This window comes from Pseudooceanicola sp. NS-SX8, from assembly GCF_057380755.1.
Genome location: NZ_CM170819.1, coordinates 1,544,296 through 1,560,516 on the forward strand (window position 1 = coordinate 1,544,296; position 16,221 = coordinate 1,560,516).

The window sequence follows — 16,221 nt, forward strand, 5'->3', positions numbered from 1 at the left end:
TGGCTCGAACCGTGCCTTCGCAGGGCCTGATGCGAATGGCGCCTACGGGCTGAAACCGGTCATCCACCGCGCCTTGCATGAAGGTCCGCAGTGGGCGGGGAGCGGTCGTTCACTACATTGGCATTGAGCCAATCGACCAGAAGTTTCGTTTTAAGACCAGACCTTCAGCCTTGCCGAAATTCCAGCTTCGCCAACCCTTTTTCAATCCAGCTAGCCGACCATCTGGCCGGGCCGCGGACACCCTTGTCAGGATCGTCGGGGCGATCTTGTATTATGCGGGGATTGACTATCAGTTTGTCCAGCATCGCTTGCGCCGCGCGCAGCTGCGCTACCGTCAGTGTGGGCATTGATTTATGGCTGAACTCGGCAATCAAGATCTTGTGTAGCGCGGACGTTAGCGTCCATACCGTATGCAAGCGGATGCCCTGCAGGTTCTTGTCGCCAGCCAGCCGATCTAGACAAGCTACCAGAGGATCAAAAAACTGCGGATCACGAAGAGTCCGGATTACCACGGCGGCGGCATAGACCTGATTTGCAGTTGCCCCCGGTTTTAGCCCGTCATAGACCGGCGCCAGATCGTCTAAAGTCCCCGCCTCAGCCTTGATCGCCTGTCGGACACCCTCCAGTTCGGCTACAGGTGCGTGCGCATTGAAGCCAGCAGCTAATTCAAGGAACCTGGTGCGTTCCTGCTCCAGATCATTTTCCAGAACCGCAACCTGCGCCTTGGTCTCCTCCAGCTGTTCCCTCACCTCGCGAAATTCCATCTCCATCTGACCGATTTTCAGTTTCGAGACATACTTAGGCAATTCCTGCGACAGGGCGGTGCGTTTGACCCAGACAAGGGATACAACGATCAGCCCAACGATAGGCCAAAGGTTCTCTAGGATGAGTTTTATAAATTGATATGTCGCGTTGTCGTCCATCGCCGCGCTCCAGAAAGGTGCTGATTAAATGCCCGAAATGTTCCGAGGCGAAGCACGATCTGTCAAGCGTTTGCCAAATTCAAAGCGCGCTTGGGGTGTTCGTCTCTGCCTCAGCAGCGAGCTTGGCGCTAGGTGTGGCAGATGGCCGGTGATCTGTCCTTTGACGCCCTATGTGCTCGCAGCAGCCTGACACCAAGCGCCAACTCGGGCGGTGAGCTGCCATTCGCTGCGCTTGTCACGAACGACAGCGGTGCGCAGGAAGCGGACATAGCTTGCTCTGACATACTCGAAGCGCCTATTTCTGTCCTGGCGCAGCAATGGCCATAGGATAGTGTCTGTTGTGGATGGCTTACTTCTTGAGGAGAATGCCCAACCATGCAAAATAAGCTCATGGAAGACATAAGTTCGCAGCTCGTTTATCAACGACTTCGCAATCTAGTGATCGATTTGCTCGACATGTACTCGTCTCTTGAAGGCTGCGCGAAGTTTGGCGCCTTTGAGATGATCAACATGGTCGACGACTTGTTGCCACTAGAATACGAAGATGCCCCCAACGTGTTCAGCTAAAATGAGAAAGAAACAATTTCTGAGTTCCTGAAACTCGTTGAGAAAGCCTCTGACGCAACTGAAGTGGATTGGTGCGATGTAGACTCGTTTAAGCGTTCGGAGGAGTGGGTAACGCATCTTTACATGCAATGCACGCAGTTTCTGTTTTCTCCAAGCGAGGACGTTTCTCCGAGGAATACGAAGAGGCACTGACCACTTTGCTTTCGTAGTTCCTGACCTGCTCCCCTGAAAAGTCCGCGGTTTGAAGATAGCCTGTTCTCCACACGAGGAGACAGACGATGCGGAAAAGCCGTTTTAGCGAAGAGCAGATCATTGGCATCCTGAAGGAGCACCAAGCCGGGATAGGCGCCAAGGAGCTTTGCCGGAAGCATGGCATCAGTGATGGCACGTTCTACAAATGGCGCTCGAAGTATGGCGGCATGGAAGTGTCTGAGGCCAGGCGGCTGAAGGCGCTCGAAGCCGAGAATGCAAAGCTGAAGAAGATGTTGGCTGAACAAATGCTCGACGTGGCCACGCTCAAGGAGATGCTGGGAAAAAACTTCTGAAGCCCGGTGCAAGGCGACGCGCTGTGGACTGGGCCATGACAGAGAAAAGCTACAACCAGCGGCGGGCTTGCGCCCCAGCCGGGATCGATCCGCGTGTGTATCGGCGTGGATCAACCAGACCTGCAGACACCGGACTGCGAGAGAGGCTAAAGGCGCTTTCCAGCGAACGGCGTCGCTTCGGCTATCGGCGACTGCACCTCCTGCTGGGCCGAGAGGGCTGGAAGGTGAACTGGAAGAAGCTCTACCGGATCTGCCGAGAAGAAGGCTTAACAGTCCGTAAACGGGGCGGTCGCAAGCGAGCCCTGGGGACCAGGGCACCCATGACGATCCCGCAGGGGCCGAACCAGCGATGGTCGCTGGACTTCGTGTCAGACAGCCTGTCCGATGGTCGTCGCTTCCGGGTGCTCTGCGTCATCGACGACTTCAGCCGGGAATGCCTGGCCGCGGTCGTGGACACCTCGCTGTCAGGGCAGCGCGTTGGCCGTGAGCTCGACAGCATCGCTCGGGTGCGCGGCTATCCCTGCATGGTGGTCAGCGACAACGGCACGGAGCTGACCTCGAACGCCATCCTCAAATGGCAGGAGGACCGCAAGGTCGAGTGGCACTACATCGCTCCGGGAAAGCCCATGCAGAACGGCTTCGTCGAGAGCTTCAATGGCCGCCTGCGCGACGAGTGCCTTGACGAGCACCTGTTCGCCAACCTGCGCCACGCTCGGGAGCTGATCGCCGAATGGCGCGACGACTACAACCACCACCGCCCTCACACGAGCCTCGACGGGCTCACCCCGTGGGAGTATCACCAACGGTCAGTAGAGGACCAAACCCTGAACAGAGCTAACTCATAAACGCGGACTCTATGGGGAGCAGGTCACACAGACACCTTGGCAGCTAACGCCACCTTGGCGAGATCACCTCGGCTTTCGATCAGCACCGATACTTCGAGCTTCACGTCAGACGCCAAGGCAATCATGAACACCACATATAGTGGGGTTTACCGAGAGCTATTCCAAGGGGTGGCGTCGCGATCAATTCGAAAGATGTGTAACAGATGAAGGGTCGTCCACATGTTACACTTGGAGTGGAATCCTGTAAAATATTACTCTGTCGCGCGTTCTAAATCGGGCGGAAGTTCTTACGCATAAAACGAACCACTCCTTGGATCGTATCCCCTGAGATGGCGGCTTCATCACCGTCAAAAGCATCCAAAATGTATTTGCTAACGTCATACTCGCGAGAGTCGGAGCGCACCAAAATGCGATCTATGCAACCATTCTCGCCTTCCATGTCATAAATTGTAGAGCCGCCATCGACACCATCGACCAGATCATGAACTATCATCTTCATTAGAACAATCTGGGTGATCGCCTTTTGACTGACGTCGTTGAAGGCTGGGCTATCAAACATGTCTTGATTGATCTGGAGGACTTTCATTTCGTTAAGCTGGTCAAACTTGAAGCTGTCCAACTCTGTCCAAATTCGCTCGAACTGTGCTTTCGAAATCCCAAGTCGAAAAGGTAACACGCCGTCCTGCGGCTCGATCAACTTGCCTGATTTTCTCAATAGGTCGTAGGCTACGCTGGTATCGTACTGCATGCCGACTCTCGGTTTGCTTTTTTTTGCCATGTACAGAAACACCCCCGACGCGACAACTAGGAGTACAAGAAGCGCTAGAGCCATTTTTGGCCACCCCAGTGTTGCCTTAGTGAACAAATAGATCCACCTCTTCTGGGTCGGGTTTCGGCAAGACTTGTCGATCACCCAGAACACTCGGATTCAAAAGTGTTCCGTCTCCAACCACAAATCTCCCCGTATCTGGATCATAGCTAGTGGTTCTATGATAAACAGCAACACCACGCTCAGTGGCTAACTTGACAAGAGAGTCACCGACTTTGGTTTCGGCTGTTGTAACTAGGTCGTGTTGACAAAAGGGATTCCCCTCGGGCGTAGGGCATGATTCAAGCTGGCATCTGCGATGGAGACCAGCTTGGCACGAGACCTTATGTCGGACGAGGAATGGGCGTTCTTTGAGCGCTTCATCCTTGCAGTCCGGGCCCCGAACGGGCGCAAACCCACCAACCACCGCCTCGTTCTTGATGGGATTTTCTGGATTGCCCGAACCGGGGCGCCATGGCGCGATCTTCCCGGGGAGTTCGGCAAATGGTCGAGCGTCTATCGGCAATTCCGGCGCTGGACGTTGGCCGGGCTCTGGGAGGACATCATGGAGGCACTGAACCAGAGCGGGGCCGTGCCAAGCGCCCTGCAGATGATCGACAGCACCGTGATCCGCGCCCACCATCAGGCAGCGGGCGCTAAAGGGGGACTCCACGACAAGGTTTCGGCCGTTCTCGAGGTGGCTTTACGACCAAGATCCACCTCCTCGTCAATGCGCACGGGCTACCCATGAGGACAGAGATCACGCCTGGCCAGACGTCGGACTATCTCGGTTTCGATCTGGTGATGGCGGATAATCTGCCCCGCCCGAGCGTGCTGCTCGCGGATCGCGGCTACGATGCAGACTAGATCAGAGACGGCATGGAGGCGCGCAACGTCCTGCCCGTGATACCGATGCGAAGGTCCCGCAAGAAGCGGATTGGCGTCGATCGCTCTCTGTATCGCCTGCGTAATATGGTCGAACGCTGCTTCAACAAACTCAAGAACGCCAGGCGTGTCGCGACCCGCTACGACAGGACGGCGGAAAGCTTCCTCGGCTTCATTGACATCACGTCGATCCGTCTCTGGATCCGCCATTTGTCAACATGACCTAGACCGGATTGGTCCATTAAATTCTGGTGCAGACACGGCATATGTTCTTGGAGGAGACGTCGGGCCCATTTCTTGGATCACGACAAATGACTTTGAAGGCGGCTACTTCGTTCAGTGGATAGGCATAGACGATGAAGCCGAAATCCTGCCTGCACTGCATTCCGAGGCGTTCAAAGAGCTACTTGAAAGCGAACGAGCGGAACACATCAGTATCTAAGTTCACGAACCAGGTGAGCTGCGGGTCATCCAGGCCGTAGAAATTGGTGACAACCTTGTTGCAGCAAGCTTACCAATCAAACTGCGACCGGGGACCTATTGTGCGACTTCAGTCTATTTCGAAAGCACATCTCTCATGATCGTTGTTCGAAGGTTTAAGCTCCAATAGTGCTCACCTTCCGCTTCAGGAGAGCAGGCATCGGCATAGCGGCGGTGAACTGGCGCATTGTCCGCACTGCTGACCTCTGCATGCCTGAACATGCTGCACGATGCCACCGATGGCCGGTTTGGGGACGCTGCGCCACAGCGAGGCCGAACCTTGCGAAGGTCCGGATGGGGCCGGGGGCGGCGGAGCGCTGCGCTTGGCACGCGTCACCGCTTCGGTCTGACTTAGTCTAGTCATGCTCGCTAGGTCGAGTCGAGGGTCCGCTTCGCGTGGAACGTCACTGCCTGGAGCGCGGTCGGCGCGCGCCGATGGTAGAGAAGGTGTCATCGGCGGTGTTCTAGGTGCACTCGGCGACGGCATGCGGGCTTGCCTTGGTCTTGAAAGCGAGAGCGTGGTGTCCCACGGGCACATTCTACGTGGGACACGTTTGGCCCTAAGGGACTGAAAAACTGAAACAAGTTTGGAAGACTTGGAGCGGGCGACGGGAATCGAACCCGTATCTCTTGCTTGGAAGGCAAGGGTCTTACCATTACACAACGCCCGCTCGGGTGCGCCGTGACTATTGCATCGCGCGGGGGAGGGTCAAGTGGGTTCGTGCCCCGAAGGGCAGATCGCCGGACGGTTCCGCCGGGCCATCTGTCCGGAATTGGCCGAGACTTCCGCAAGCTTTGTCTGGAAACGAGCGATGCGATGCGACATGCTCTGCCCAATGTTACTTTCAGGTAATTTGTTTTCTGTGGGGGATATTGATGGAGCGGAGCCGAAACGCAGCAGACGATGTCGGGCAGGTTGGTGCACAGGTTGAAATGCCCGCGCCGCGCAACGAACTGGATCTGGACCACTACGCGCCCTTCCTGCTGAATGCTGTCAGCACGGCCTGGACCCGTCAGATCGCGGGTGTCTTTCGCAATGACTTCGGCCTTGGCGTCGTTGAATGGCGCGTGATCGCAGTGATCAGCGTGGAGCCGGGCACGAGCGCGTCCCGGATCTGCAGCGCCCTGCGCATGGACAAGTCCGCGATCAGCCGGTCGCTTCACATGCTGAGGGAACGTGGCCTGTTGGAGTTCCGTTCGCCCCCCGGTGACATCCGCCGGCGCAGTTGGTGGCTGTCCGACCAGGGGCAGAAGGTCTTTGAAGACATGCTTGCCATCGCGCTGGAGGCGGAAACGCGCATGCTCAGAGGGGTATCAGACGCGGATTTCGAGGTGTTCCTGAAGGTGATGCGCCAGTTCCTGCAAAATCTCGAAGACTGATCGGGCGCACCCCGTGGCCCCCAAAGGCGCCACGGGCTCTGGCTGGCGTCACAGCAGGGATGGCAGGAAAAGCACCAGTGCAGGGAAGATCACCACAAGCGCGGTAACCAGAAGATCCGACAGGAGAAACGGGCCGACCCCCTTGAAGACCTGCATCGTCGTCACGTGTTCACTGGCCACGTTGCGGATGACGAAGACGTTCAGGCCGACGGGTGGCGTGACCATGCCGATTTCCAGCAGCTTGACCACGAGGACCCCGAACCAGACCAGGCTGATGCCCTCTGCATTGAGGATAGGAATGAAGATCGGCAGGGTCACCAGCATGGCGCCGAAGGGTTCCATCACCATGCCCAGCAGGAAATAGATCAACACGATCATGAGCATGAGCTGATAGTACCCGATGTCGGCGCCGCTGACCTGTGCCGCGATGAAGTTGGACAGCCCGGTGATGCCGAGGAATCGGGTAAACATCGCCGCGCCGATGCCGATGATCAGCAGCGATGCCGTGGTCTGTAGTGTTTCCAGAAAAGAGGTGCGCAGGACCTTCCAGCTGAGCCGCTTCACGAGGGCAGCGCAGAGCAGGGCGCCAGCCGCGCCAACGGCGCCCGCTTCGGTCGCGCTGAACAGGCCGGAGAACATCCCGCCGAAGACAAGGGCGATCAGCGCGAGAACCGGCCAGGTCTGCAGCAAGGCTTCTCCCAGGGGCGGCGTGTCGCCCTCGATCGGGCGGCGCGGCACCAGGTGGGGCCAGAACCAGCTGCCGATCAGGATCACCACGGAGTAGCCGATTGCGGTCATGATCCCGATGGTGACGCCGCCCATGAAGACCTGGGTGATCGAGGTTTCGGCGAAGACACCATAGATAATCATGATGATCGACGGCGGGATCAGCGCCCCGATGGTGCCGCCGGCGGCGATGGACCCCGCCGCGATGGAGGGCGAGTAGCCAGCCTTGACCATTTCGGGGATGGCGATCCGGCCCATCGAGGCCGCCGTCGCGATGGAGGAGCCGCAAACCGCCGCAAAGCCCGAGCATGTGAAGACCGACGCGATGGCCAAGGCACCCGGGATCCGTTTCAGCAGCACTTTGGCGGCGGTGAAAAGGCCCGAGGTCAGGTTGGCGTGAAAGGCCACGAAGCCCATCAGCAGGAACATCGGTACGGCGGACATCGTCCACTTTGCGGCGAAGTCGTAGGGCGTGTTCTGCAGGATGCCGATGGCGGGTTTCATGCCCAGCAGGCTGACGATGCCGCCAAAGCTGACGGTGATCATCGCCAGGGCGACAGGCACCCGCAGGACCAGCAGCAGCAACAGGGCGGCGATGCCGTAGAAGCCGGTTTCAACACTCATTGCTCTGGGACCTCGGGGTTGTGCGTGACGGCCGTCGGGCCTTTCAGCAGGACCACCACGCGCAGGGCGGTCACCAGGGCCGCAAGGAAGAAACCCGTCGTGGGGAGGAAATAGCTGGGCCAGGTCGCGATCTTGTGGCCCAGGACATCGACGAAACTGCCGATCTTCATGTTCTTCAGCGCGACCTGCAGCGTCACCCATCCGAGGGTCCCGTAGACTGCGGTCGCAAGCAGCCCCACTGCGGCGTCGGACAGTCGGCGCCCGAAGGGCGTCAGCACCATCTCCATCACCTCGACCGTGATCATCGTGCGGCTCTTTTCGACCCAGGCTAGCGGCAGGAAGACGATCAGAACCATGTAATAGCTTGAAACGATTTCATTCGTGGCCGGGATCGGCGTGGCAATCGTATTGCGCAGCGTCACGTCCACGGTGACATGCACCAGCATGGCGATGAGGCCGATCGAACCGAGAAGGGCAAGGCCCTGGGACAGTCGGTCCGCGGCCCTTTCCAGGGTTTTCATGGGTCAGGTCCTGTTGGATGAGATAGGCAGTGTGCCCGCGGCCGACCGGAACCGACCGCGGAACATCCGAGCGTCAGGTGTCGGTCCGGGGATCACATCCCGTAGGTGGCGAAATCCACCTTGCTCCAGACTTCATCCCAGACCTTTTGCACCATGGCATCCTTGTCGTGGCCGACCTCGTCGGAAATGGCTTCCCACTTTTCGATCAGTCGCACGAACTCGGCCACGCGTTCATCCGCATCGGCCATCCCGAACCGCTCGGCCGAGATCTGGGCGGCGGTTTCGCGGTCCGCGATCGCGAAGTCAGCCGCGGCCTTGGTGAACTCGGGCGAGGCTTCGGTGATGGAAATGCCGGCTTCCTCGGCGGCCTTTTCGGCAATCGCGGGGAAGTCGTAGCCCCAGCGTTGCGCCATGTCCGCGTTGGCGCGGTTGGCGGCACGGGCCATGGCTTCGCGCTCCTCCAGCGACAGGCTTTGCCAGGTGGGTTTCGCGGTGGTCAGGTTGGAGGTGGCGAAGTAGGTGCCCAGCGGAATGACCGTCACGTCCTTGACCAATTCGATCAGGCGGAAGGCCAGCAGATCCCCGATGGAGGCCATGGAACCGTCGATCGTGCCCTGGGACATCGCCTCGAAGGTTTCGAGCACCGAGACGGAGACCGGGGTCGCGCCGAAGTGTTCTGCCCAACGGGTGTAGGGCGCACCGCCGGATCGCAGGCGAAGGCCCTTGATATCCTCTGCCGAAGTGACGGGCGTCTTGGTCAGCAGGGCGTACTGGTCGGACGAGCCGGAGCCCAGGTAGACCATGCCGAAATCCGACAGCTCCGTCTGGCAGGTGTCGCAGGTAACCGTGTATTCGGTCAGGGCGGCGGACATGGCGTGGGCGTCGCGGCCTGACAGGGACAGCTCCCCCGCCAGGGCGAAGTTCGGCAGTTCTGCCGGGAAGTAGAGCGGCAGCAGGTTGCCCACGTCCACGAGGCCCGTTTGCAGGGCGTCCTTCATCTGGCCCAGGCCGACCACCTCCGTGCCCAGTTCGATGGTGGAGATCGCGCCGCCCGACTCCTCCTTGATGTACTCGGCGAAAGGTTTGTACAGGTATCCGTTGGACGGATGCGCCGGCGGCGCGCCCGAGGCGATCCGCAGGTCACGTGCATCGGCGGTCGCGGCGAAGGCCATCCCGGCTGCCACCGCCATCATCAGGGTCTTCTTCAAAGCCACCATTTTCTCCTCCCTGGTTGCTTATCAAGATCAGATCTTCAGGAGCCTCCTTGCGTTCTCCTTCAAGATCAGCGGCTTGACCTCCTCCCTGAGGTCAAGTTCGTCGAATTCGGCCAGCCAGCGGTCCGGCGTGATCGCCGGCCAGTCCGAGCCGAAAAGCATCTTCTTCTTCAGGATCGAATTCGCATATTTCACGAAGATCGGCGGGAAGTACCTGGGCGCCCAGCCGGACATGTCGATGTAGACGTTGGGCTTGTGCTGTGCGACCGACAGGCCTTCCTCGGTCCAGGGGAAGGAGGGGTGGGCCAGCACGATCGGCATGTCGGGGAAATCGACGGCCACGTCATCCACATGCATCGGGTTGGAGTACTTCAGCCGCATTCCCATGCCGCCCCGCATGCCCGATCCCACGCCGGTCTGACCGGAGTGGAAGAGGGAGATCGCCCCTTCCTCGGCGATTGCCTCGTAAAGATCGTAGGCCATGCGATCATTGGGGAAAAAGCCCTGCATGGTCGGGTGAAACTTGAACCCCTTCACGCCGAAATCCCGGATCAGGCGCCGGGCTTCGCGTGCGCCGGCCTTGCCCTTGTGCGGGTCGATCGAGGCGAAGGGGATCAGCACATCGGCGTTCTCCGCCGCCAGTTCCGCGACTTCCTCGTTGGAGTAGCGTTGAAATCCGGTTTCCCGTTCAGCATCGACGGGGAAGATCACGGCGCCAATCCGGCGTTCACGGAAGTATTCCGCGGTCTGAGGCACGGTCGGCAGCATGCCGTCAGCGCCCGCGGGATTCTTGAAATACCGCGCCATACCCGCCTGGAATTCATGGTAGCCGTCATCCCGCCCGCAATCGCAGGGCTCCTCGGCATGGGTGTGGAAGTCGATGGCTATCAGTTCATCGACATTCATCGTGCGGGTCATGGGTTCCTCCCCCCTTCAGTCCTTGTCGAGCCCCGTCATCTTGATGAGCAGGCGACGTAGCTCTCGCGTCTCCGCATCCGTCAGGTTCTTGCGGGTCCGTCTCTCGATTTCGGGAAAGCCTGCGGTGATCCGCGCGATCAGGGCTTCCCCGGGTGGCAGCAGGCGAAGTTCGATGGCGCGGCGGTCCTCCTCCGGCACGCGCTTCTCGACCAGGCCGTCCGCCTCCATCTTGTTGATCATCTTCGACATCTGAGCGCGCTTGATCTTCAGCGTCCTGGCAACGATCCCCTGGCGGATGCCGGGGTTTTCGCGGATCAGGTCAAGCACGGTCACCTCTCCCGGCCGAACGTCCTCTTCCTCCGTGACGGCGAAGAAATGTCCGAAGGAGCCAAGCTGCGCGAGACGCAGCAGGAAGCCCAGGGATCCCTTCAGGCTCTCCCTGGAGATCGCATCGGCATCGGGGATGGTGTCGGGGCCGTTCATCTTCAGCCCGCCAGCACTTTCTTCGCGCGCTTTTCAAGGAAGGCGCGCAGGCGCTCCTGCGCTTCGGGGGTCATTGAGGCCAGGGCGGAAACCATGGATTCGACGAAGAGCCCGTCTTCGGACGACATGTCGCGAATGCGGGGCAGGGCATTCATCACGGCATAGTTCGAGAATTCGGAATTCGTCGCGGTTTCCTCGGCCAGGGCGATTGCCCTTTCCACGGCATGCCCCGCCGGGGTTACGTAGTTCACCCCGCCCCAACGTTCCATTTCGTCGGACTTTGCAACGCGACCGGTCAGCATCATGTCCGTCATCCGGGATGTCCCGATCAGACGTTCGATCCGGACTGACCCGCCGCCGCCCACGAAGATACCCCGCTGGCCTTCCGGCAGGCCGAAGTAGGCCGTCTCGTCCGCCACCCGGATCTGGCAGGAGGAGGCAAGCTCGAACCCGCCGCCGACCACTGCGCCGTGCAGCGCGGCGATGAAGGGAATGCGCCCTCGTTCGATACGGTCGAAGACCTCGTGCCAGCGGCGAGAGCCCAGGATCGATTCGAGCAGGGGCTTTTCGGAGTGCTCGGCCAGGTCGAGACCGGCACAGAAATGCTGCCCTTCGCCGAAGATCACGGCGGCTTTCGCCTCTGCCCGTGCACGATCAATTATGACGGAAAGCTCTTCGATCACCGCGTCACTGATCGCGTTCCGCTTTTCCGGCCGGGTGAGGCCGATCAGCGCGACATTGTCGCGCAACTCATAGGAAATAAAAGACTTTCCATCGGAATCGGCCATCCGCCCGGTCTCCCTTTAACTCGTCTTCGTCTCGATATTTGTTTCCTAGTAGACAAAATAAAATTGCTGAGTCAATCTCTGATCAACCAATCCCGGAACGTGAGGAGAGAATTGTTCCGGGTCACTTGGCAACGGAGGAGACCCATGTCCGACAATTCGCGGGCCCAGGATTTCTGGGCACCCGTCATTCGCCACGAGTGTCGCGAAGACGGCTCGATCCTGGTCTGGCAGGAGGAGGAGCTGGGCCCCTATCCCCGCTGCATGACTGAGAGATTCATGCACTGGGCCGACGTGGCGCCTGATCGCAGCTGGATGGTGCAGCGCGGCGGCGACGATGGTGACTGGCAGCACACGACCTATGCGGAAGGCGCGGCGATGATCCGCGCCGTGGGCAGTGCGCTGTTGGACGCCGGGCTGTCGCCGGAACGGCCGCTGCTGATTCTTTCGGGCAATTCCACCAGCCACGCGATCATGGCCCTTGCCGCCCAGCATGTCGGGGTACCGTCGGCTGCGCTGGCGCCGGCATATGCTTTGGCCAAGGGGGACCTGGGAAAGCTGGTTGATGTCGTGGCGCAACTGACGCCCGGCATGGTCTTTGCCGAAGATGTCACGCCCTTTGCCCGCGCGGTGCACGAGGTCTTCGACCCGTCCGTGCCCGTTGTCTGCGTGAGCGGCCGCCTGAAGGACCGCGATGTCTTGCGCTTCGATGATCTGATCGCGACGGAACCGAGCGCGGAGATGGAGACGGCCCATGCCGCCGTCGGCCCGGACACAGTGGCGAAGTTCCTGTTTACCTCGGGCACGACCGGCTCGCCCAAGGCGGTGATCCAGACCCAGCGAATGCTCTGCTCCAATCAGGAGATGGTCGCGGATTGTTTCTGCTACATGCGCGAGGAGCCCCCCGTCATCTGCGACTGGGCGCCCTGGAACCACACTGCGGCGGGCAACAAGACCTTCAACCTCGTGATCTACAACGGCGGCACCTTCTACGTGGATGACGGCAAGCCGACGCCGCGCGACATTGGAAAGACCATCCGAAACCTGAGGGAGGTCGCACCGACCTGGTACTTCAACGTGCCGCTTGGCTACCAGATGTTGCTGGACGTCATGGAGACGGATCAGGTGCTGCGGAAGAATTTCTTTAGCCGGGTCAAACTGTTGATGTACGCCGGGGCCGGGATGAGCCAGCCCGTCTGGAACAGGATCACCCGGGTGGCGAACGAGATGGTCGAAGGTGGGGTGCTGCTCACGACCGGGTTCGGCGCGACCGAGACGGGGCCCTTTTCGGTGATGAACACCGTGCCGCAGGAAACTGCCGGGAACCTCGGAATTCCTGCGCGCGGTGTGATCCTGAAGCTGGCGCCGGAGGGGGACAAGTACGAAGCGCGGGTGAAGGGGCCGAACATCACCCCGGGCTACTGGCGGAATGAAAAACTGTCGGCAGAGGCTTTCGACGAGGAGGGGTTCTACGGTTTCGGTGACGCCTTCCGCTTTGTCGAGCCGGGCAACCCTGCGGCGGGTTTCTATTTCGATGGCCGCCTGGCCGAGAATTTCAAGCTTGCCTCCGGCACCTGGGTGGCTGTTGGTCCGTTGCGGGCGCGGCTGACCAACGACCTGCAGGGGCTGGCTTCGGACGTGGTTATCGCGGGGGAGGGGCACACCGAGCTCGGAGCTCTGGTGGTGCCGGACTGGGATGCCCTTCGAGCCATGGTCGATGACGATGACCTGCAGGGCGAGGCGCTGCTGAACGATCCCAAGGTGCGCCGCGTGGCGGCGGATCTGCTGGATGCCCATGCGGCAAAGGCCACGGGATCGGCAAGCCGGGTGACACGCATGATGTTCCTCGAAGCGCCGCTGTCCTTCGAGAAGGGAGAGGTGACCGACAAGGGGTCGATCAACCAGCGGGCGGTTCTGCGCTATCGCGCGGATACGGTCGCGAACCTCTGGTCAGAGGATCCCCGGGTCATCTCGCTGCACATGGAAAGGATCTGACGCCATGAACCTTCAGGATGCACATGTGGCCGTCACTGGCGGCGGCTCGGGCCTTGGTGCGGCGACTGCGCGCCGTCTGGCTGCGTCGGGGGCCAAGATCACCGTGATCGACCGGAATGCCGAGGCGGCGCAGACGGTGGCCGCGGAATTGGGAGGCGTGGCGCAAGCCATCGACGTGGCGGATCCGGGCGCGGCGGAGGCCGCCCTGGATGAGGCAATCTCGAAGCTTGGCCCGCTGCGCGGCCTTGTGAACTGTGCCGGCATCGGGGAGGCGGGACGCGTCGTCGGGCGTGAAGGGCCTTTGCCGTTCGGGGATTTTGAACGCACGATCCGGGTCAACCTTCTGGGATCGTTCAACATGCTGCGCCTTGCCGCCGCGAGAATGGTCGCCTCGGACCCATTGGAGGACGGAGAGCGCGGGGTGATCGTGAATACCGCCTCCGTTGCGGCCTTTGATGGGCAGATCGGGCAGGCGGCCTACGCGGCTTCGAAGGGTGGAATCGTTTCGATGGCCTTGCCGATCGCGCGCGAGCTGGCGAAGTTCGGCGTTCGGGTAAACACGATTGCGCCGGGCCTGTTCCTGACCCCTCTTCTGGAAGGATTGGGCGAGGAGGTTCAGAAATCCATCGCGGCCACGATCCCGTTTCCGCAACGCCTTGGAGATCCAGATGAATTCGGACGCACCGTGCGTTTCATCTTCGAGACCGCCTACCTGAATGGCGAAGTCATTCGTCTGGACGGCGCGGTGCGGATGCAGCCCAGATGAGTGCGGAGCTGATTTCGGACATCCTGCAGGTCACGCCCGGTTGGGGGGCGATTGCCTCTGACGCGGGACTGGATCAGGAAGACACCGAGATGATCCTGCAGGAGGCCGGGCGACTGGCCGAGGATCTTCTCGTGCCCCTGGGGGATCAGGCTGACATCCAGGGATGCAGGGTCGAAAACGGACGCGTCCGAACGCCGGAGGGATACGCCCAGGCCTTTGCGAAGCTGGGGGAAGACGGATGGCTGGCGGCCGACCTGCCGGAGGCATACGGCGGCCAGGCCCTTCCGACGACCCTGCATGTTGCGGCCTCTCTGGGGTTCGAAGGGGCGGCCATGCCGTTCATGATGCTTGCCGGATCTACCCGGGCGGCGGCTCATTGCCTGATTGCTGCGGCGCCGGATCTTGCGGCCAGCTGGGCCCCCAGGCTGGCGGCCGGGGAATGGGCCGCGACGATCTGCATCTCCGAACCGGATGCGGGATCCGACGTGGGCAGGATCCGGACCCGGGCCGAGCCCGCGGGAGAGGCCTGGAAGATCACGGGGCAGAAATGCTGGATTTCCTTTGGGGATCAGGACATGACCGCGCGGATCGGGCACCTTTGCCTGGCACGGACCGGCGCCGCCGAAGAAGGCACGAGGGGGTTGTCTCTCTTTCTGGTGCCGGATGTGAAGGACGATGGAAGTCGCAATGCGATCCGGCTGGAACGGATCGAGGAGAAGCTTGGCCTGCATGGGTCTCCGACCTGCGTGATCAGCCTGGAAGGGGCCGAGGGACGGATGATCGGTGTGCCCGGGCGGGGGCTGGTGACCCTGTTCCGGATGATCGAACTGATGCGCCTGCAGACCGGATGCCAGGGGGCGGGGATCGCGCTGCGCGCGTCGGCGTTGGCGCGGCGCTATGCCGGGGAAAGGATGCAGGGGGGGCGATCGGACGCCGCGCCTGTTCCAATCCTGAACCATCCGGATGTGCGTCGGCAGCTTCTCGAACTGGAATCCGCCTCCGCCCTGCTGGTTGCGCTGGTGCTGGAGGCGGCCGTGACGGCAGATGCCGCGCGTGCCGGGAGCGAGGAGGCGGAGTTGCGCTCTGCCTTCCTGTTGCCGCTGGCCAAGAATTTCGGAGGGGAGGTCGCCTTCGCAACTGCATCCGGGGCGGTGCAGGTGTTGGGGGGGGCCGGGTACACGCGGGAATGGCCGGCCGAACGGTACCTGCGCGATGCGCGGATCATCACGATCTACGAAGGCACGACGGGTATGCAGGCACAGGACTTCCTGATGCGGCGACTGCTAAGGGATGAGGGGGCAAGCCTGCGGGCGTTCCTCTCCTCGGCGCGGACCGAACTGGCGCAGTGCCCGGCCGACTGCGGAGGGCTGCAGGCGAGCGATGTCCTTGACCGTTTCGAGGCTCTGGCGGACCGCATTTCGAGGTCCGGCGCGCCGATGCCGGTGATCCTGGGGCAGGCGGATGGCTACCTTCGTGCAGGCTGGGCGGCTGCCGGCGCGCTGCTGTCGACGCGGCTGGCGCGTCTGGGGGGGCAGCGCAGCAGCTGGGCCCGATATCGCCTGCATTTCGCCGGGGCCGAGATGACACGGGCCGAAGTTGCCTGTAGCCTTGCGCCAGACCTTCTTGAAGGGATTGCCTGAGCCGGGACTTGAGATAGGTCAGGGCACGGACTGCGGGCAGGGATGCCACAGTCCGAAAAGGTGGATTCAAAAGGCACTTGAAGCGAAAGAGGCGGTGACCTCCTTTCGCGAAGGAG

At 61.0% G+C, this 16,221-nt stretch carries 13 protein-coding genes, 1 tRNA gene and 1 pseudogene; 6 read left to right on the top strand and 9 right to left on the bottom strand.

Annotated features, from left to right (window positions below):
• Nucleotides 1-164 precede the first annotated feature (164 nt).
• On the bottom strand, nucleotides 165-923 hold the full coding sequence (locus tag AC2IR1_RS07085) for a hypothetical protein (RefSeq protein ID WP_486475584.1): 759 nt from the start codon (nucleotides 921-923) through the stop codon (nucleotides 165-167).
• Between the two features lie 845 nt (nucleotides 924-1,768).
• Between AC2IR1_RS07085 and AC2IR1_RS07090 the strand changes: the two genes are divergently transcribed.
• Nucleotides 1,769-2,880 (top strand): IS3 family transposase gene (locus AC2IR1_RS07090; protein ID WP_486475585.1). Its coding sequence is split into 2 segments (ribosomal slippage): nucleotides 1,769-2,018 and nucleotides 2,018-2,880, totalling 1,113 coding nucleotides; the frame shifts between segments, so codons are not numbered across the junction.
• 268 nt (nucleotides 2,881-3,148) lie between these two features.
• On the opposite strand, the gene AC2IR1_RS07095 is transcribed toward AC2IR1_RS07090, so the two are convergent.
• Nucleotides 3,149-3,628 carry a hypothetical protein gene (locus AC2IR1_RS07095; protein ID WP_486475586.1) on the bottom strand — a complete coding sequence of 160 codons (480 nt, stop codon included), beginning with the start codon at nucleotides 3,626-3,628 and terminating at the stop codon, nucleotides 3,149-3,151.
• Nucleotides 3,629-4,007: 379 nt separating this feature from the next.
• Here AC2IR1_RS07095 and AC2IR1_RS07100 point away from each other — a divergent pair.
• Nucleotides 4,008-4,795, top strand: a pseudogene (locus tag AC2IR1_RS07100) (IS5 family transposase).
• Between the two features lie 855 nt (nucleotides 4,796-5,650).
• On the opposite strand, the gene AC2IR1_RS07105 reads toward AC2IR1_RS07100, so the two are convergent.
• A tRNA-Gly gene (locus tag AC2IR1_RS07105) sits at nucleotides 5,651-5,724 on the bottom strand.
• Nucleotides 5,725-5,929: 205 nt separating this feature from the next.
• Between AC2IR1_RS07105 and AC2IR1_RS07110 the strand changes: the two genes are divergently transcribed.
• The gene (locus AC2IR1_RS07110; RefSeq protein ID WP_486475587.1) at nucleotides 5,930-6,433 is read left to right on the top strand and encodes a MarR family winged helix-turn-helix transcriptional regulator; all 504 of its coding nucleotides are present in this window, start codon (nucleotides 5,930-5,932) and stop codon (nucleotides 6,431-6,433) included.
• Nucleotides 6,434-6,481: 48 nt separating this feature from the next.
• On the opposite strand, the gene AC2IR1_RS07115 is transcribed toward AC2IR1_RS07110, so the two are convergent.
• The 6 genes from AC2IR1_RS07115 to AC2IR1_RS07140 all read right to left on the bottom strand — a co-directional run bounded on the left by AC2IR1_RS07115 (nucleotide 6,482) and on the right by AC2IR1_RS07140 (nucleotide 11,707).
• A complete protein-coding gene (locus AC2IR1_RS07115; RefSeq protein WP_486475588.1) occupies nucleotides 6,482-7,783 on the bottom strand; it encodes a TRAP transporter large permease in 1,302 nt (433 codons plus the stop codon).
• Entirely contained in the window at nucleotides 7,780-8,304 is a 525-nt protein-coding gene (locus tag AC2IR1_RS07120; protein WP_486475589.1) for a TRAP transporter small permease, read from the bottom strand. The genes AC2IR1_RS07115 and AC2IR1_RS07120 overlap by 4 nt, the downstream gene beginning before the upstream one ends.
• A 92-nt stretch (nucleotides 8,305-8,396) precedes the next feature.
• The gene (locus AC2IR1_RS07125; RefSeq protein ID WP_486475590.1) at nucleotides 8,397-9,521 is read right to left on the bottom strand and encodes a C4-dicarboxylate TRAP transporter substrate-binding protein; all 1,125 of its coding nucleotides are present in this window, start codon (nucleotides 9,519-9,521) and stop codon (nucleotides 8,397-8,399) included.
• Nucleotides 9,522-9,548: 27 nt separating this feature from the next.
• Nucleotides 9,549-10,424, bottom strand: a complete 876-nt coding sequence (locus tag AC2IR1_RS07130; RefSeq protein WP_486476378.1) for an amidohydrolase family protein — start codon at nucleotides 10,422-10,424, stop codon at nucleotides 9,549-9,551.
• Nucleotides 10,425-10,451: 27 nt separating this feature from the next.
• Nucleotides 10,452-10,919: a MarR family winged helix-turn-helix transcriptional regulator gene (locus AC2IR1_RS07135; RefSeq protein ID WP_486475591.1), complete on the bottom strand. Its 468-nt coding sequence runs from the start codon at nucleotides 10,917-10,919 to the stop codon at nucleotides 10,452-10,454.
• 2 nt (nucleotides 10,920-10,921) lie between these two features.
• Nucleotides 10,922-11,707, bottom strand: coding sequence for a crotonase/enoyl-CoA hydratase family protein (locus tag AC2IR1_RS07140; protein ID WP_486475592.1), 786 nt, complete (start codon nucleotides 11,705-11,707; stop codon nucleotides 10,922-10,924).
• 144 nt (nucleotides 11,708-11,851) lie between these two features.
• On the opposite strand from AC2IR1_RS07140, the gene AC2IR1_RS07145 reads away from it, so the two are divergent.
• From AC2IR1_RS07145 to AC2IR1_RS07155, 3 genes are read left to right on the top strand one after another with little or no spacing between them, the layout of a single operon-like run.
• Nucleotides 11,852-13,699, top strand: a complete 1,848-nt coding sequence (locus AC2IR1_RS07145; RefSeq protein ID WP_486475593.1) for a feruloyl-CoA synthase — start codon at nucleotides 11,852-11,854, stop codon at nucleotides 13,697-13,699.
• 4 nt (nucleotides 13,700-13,703) lie between these two features.
• The gene (locus AC2IR1_RS07150) at nucleotides 13,704-14,465 is read left to right on the top strand and encodes an SDR family NAD(P)-dependent oxidoreductase (protein WP_486475594.1); all 762 of its coding nucleotides are present in this window, start codon (nucleotides 13,704-13,706) and stop codon (nucleotides 14,463-14,465) included.
• Nucleotides 14,462-16,105 carry an acyl-CoA dehydrogenase family protein gene (locus AC2IR1_RS07155; RefSeq protein ID WP_486475595.1) on the top strand — a complete coding sequence of 548 codons (1,644 nt, stop codon included), beginning with the start codon at nucleotides 14,462-14,464 and terminating at the stop codon, nucleotides 16,103-16,105. Before AC2IR1_RS07150 ends, AC2IR1_RS07155 begins: the two co-directional genes overlap by 4 nt.
• Nucleotides 16,106-16,221 lie beyond the last annotated feature (116 nt).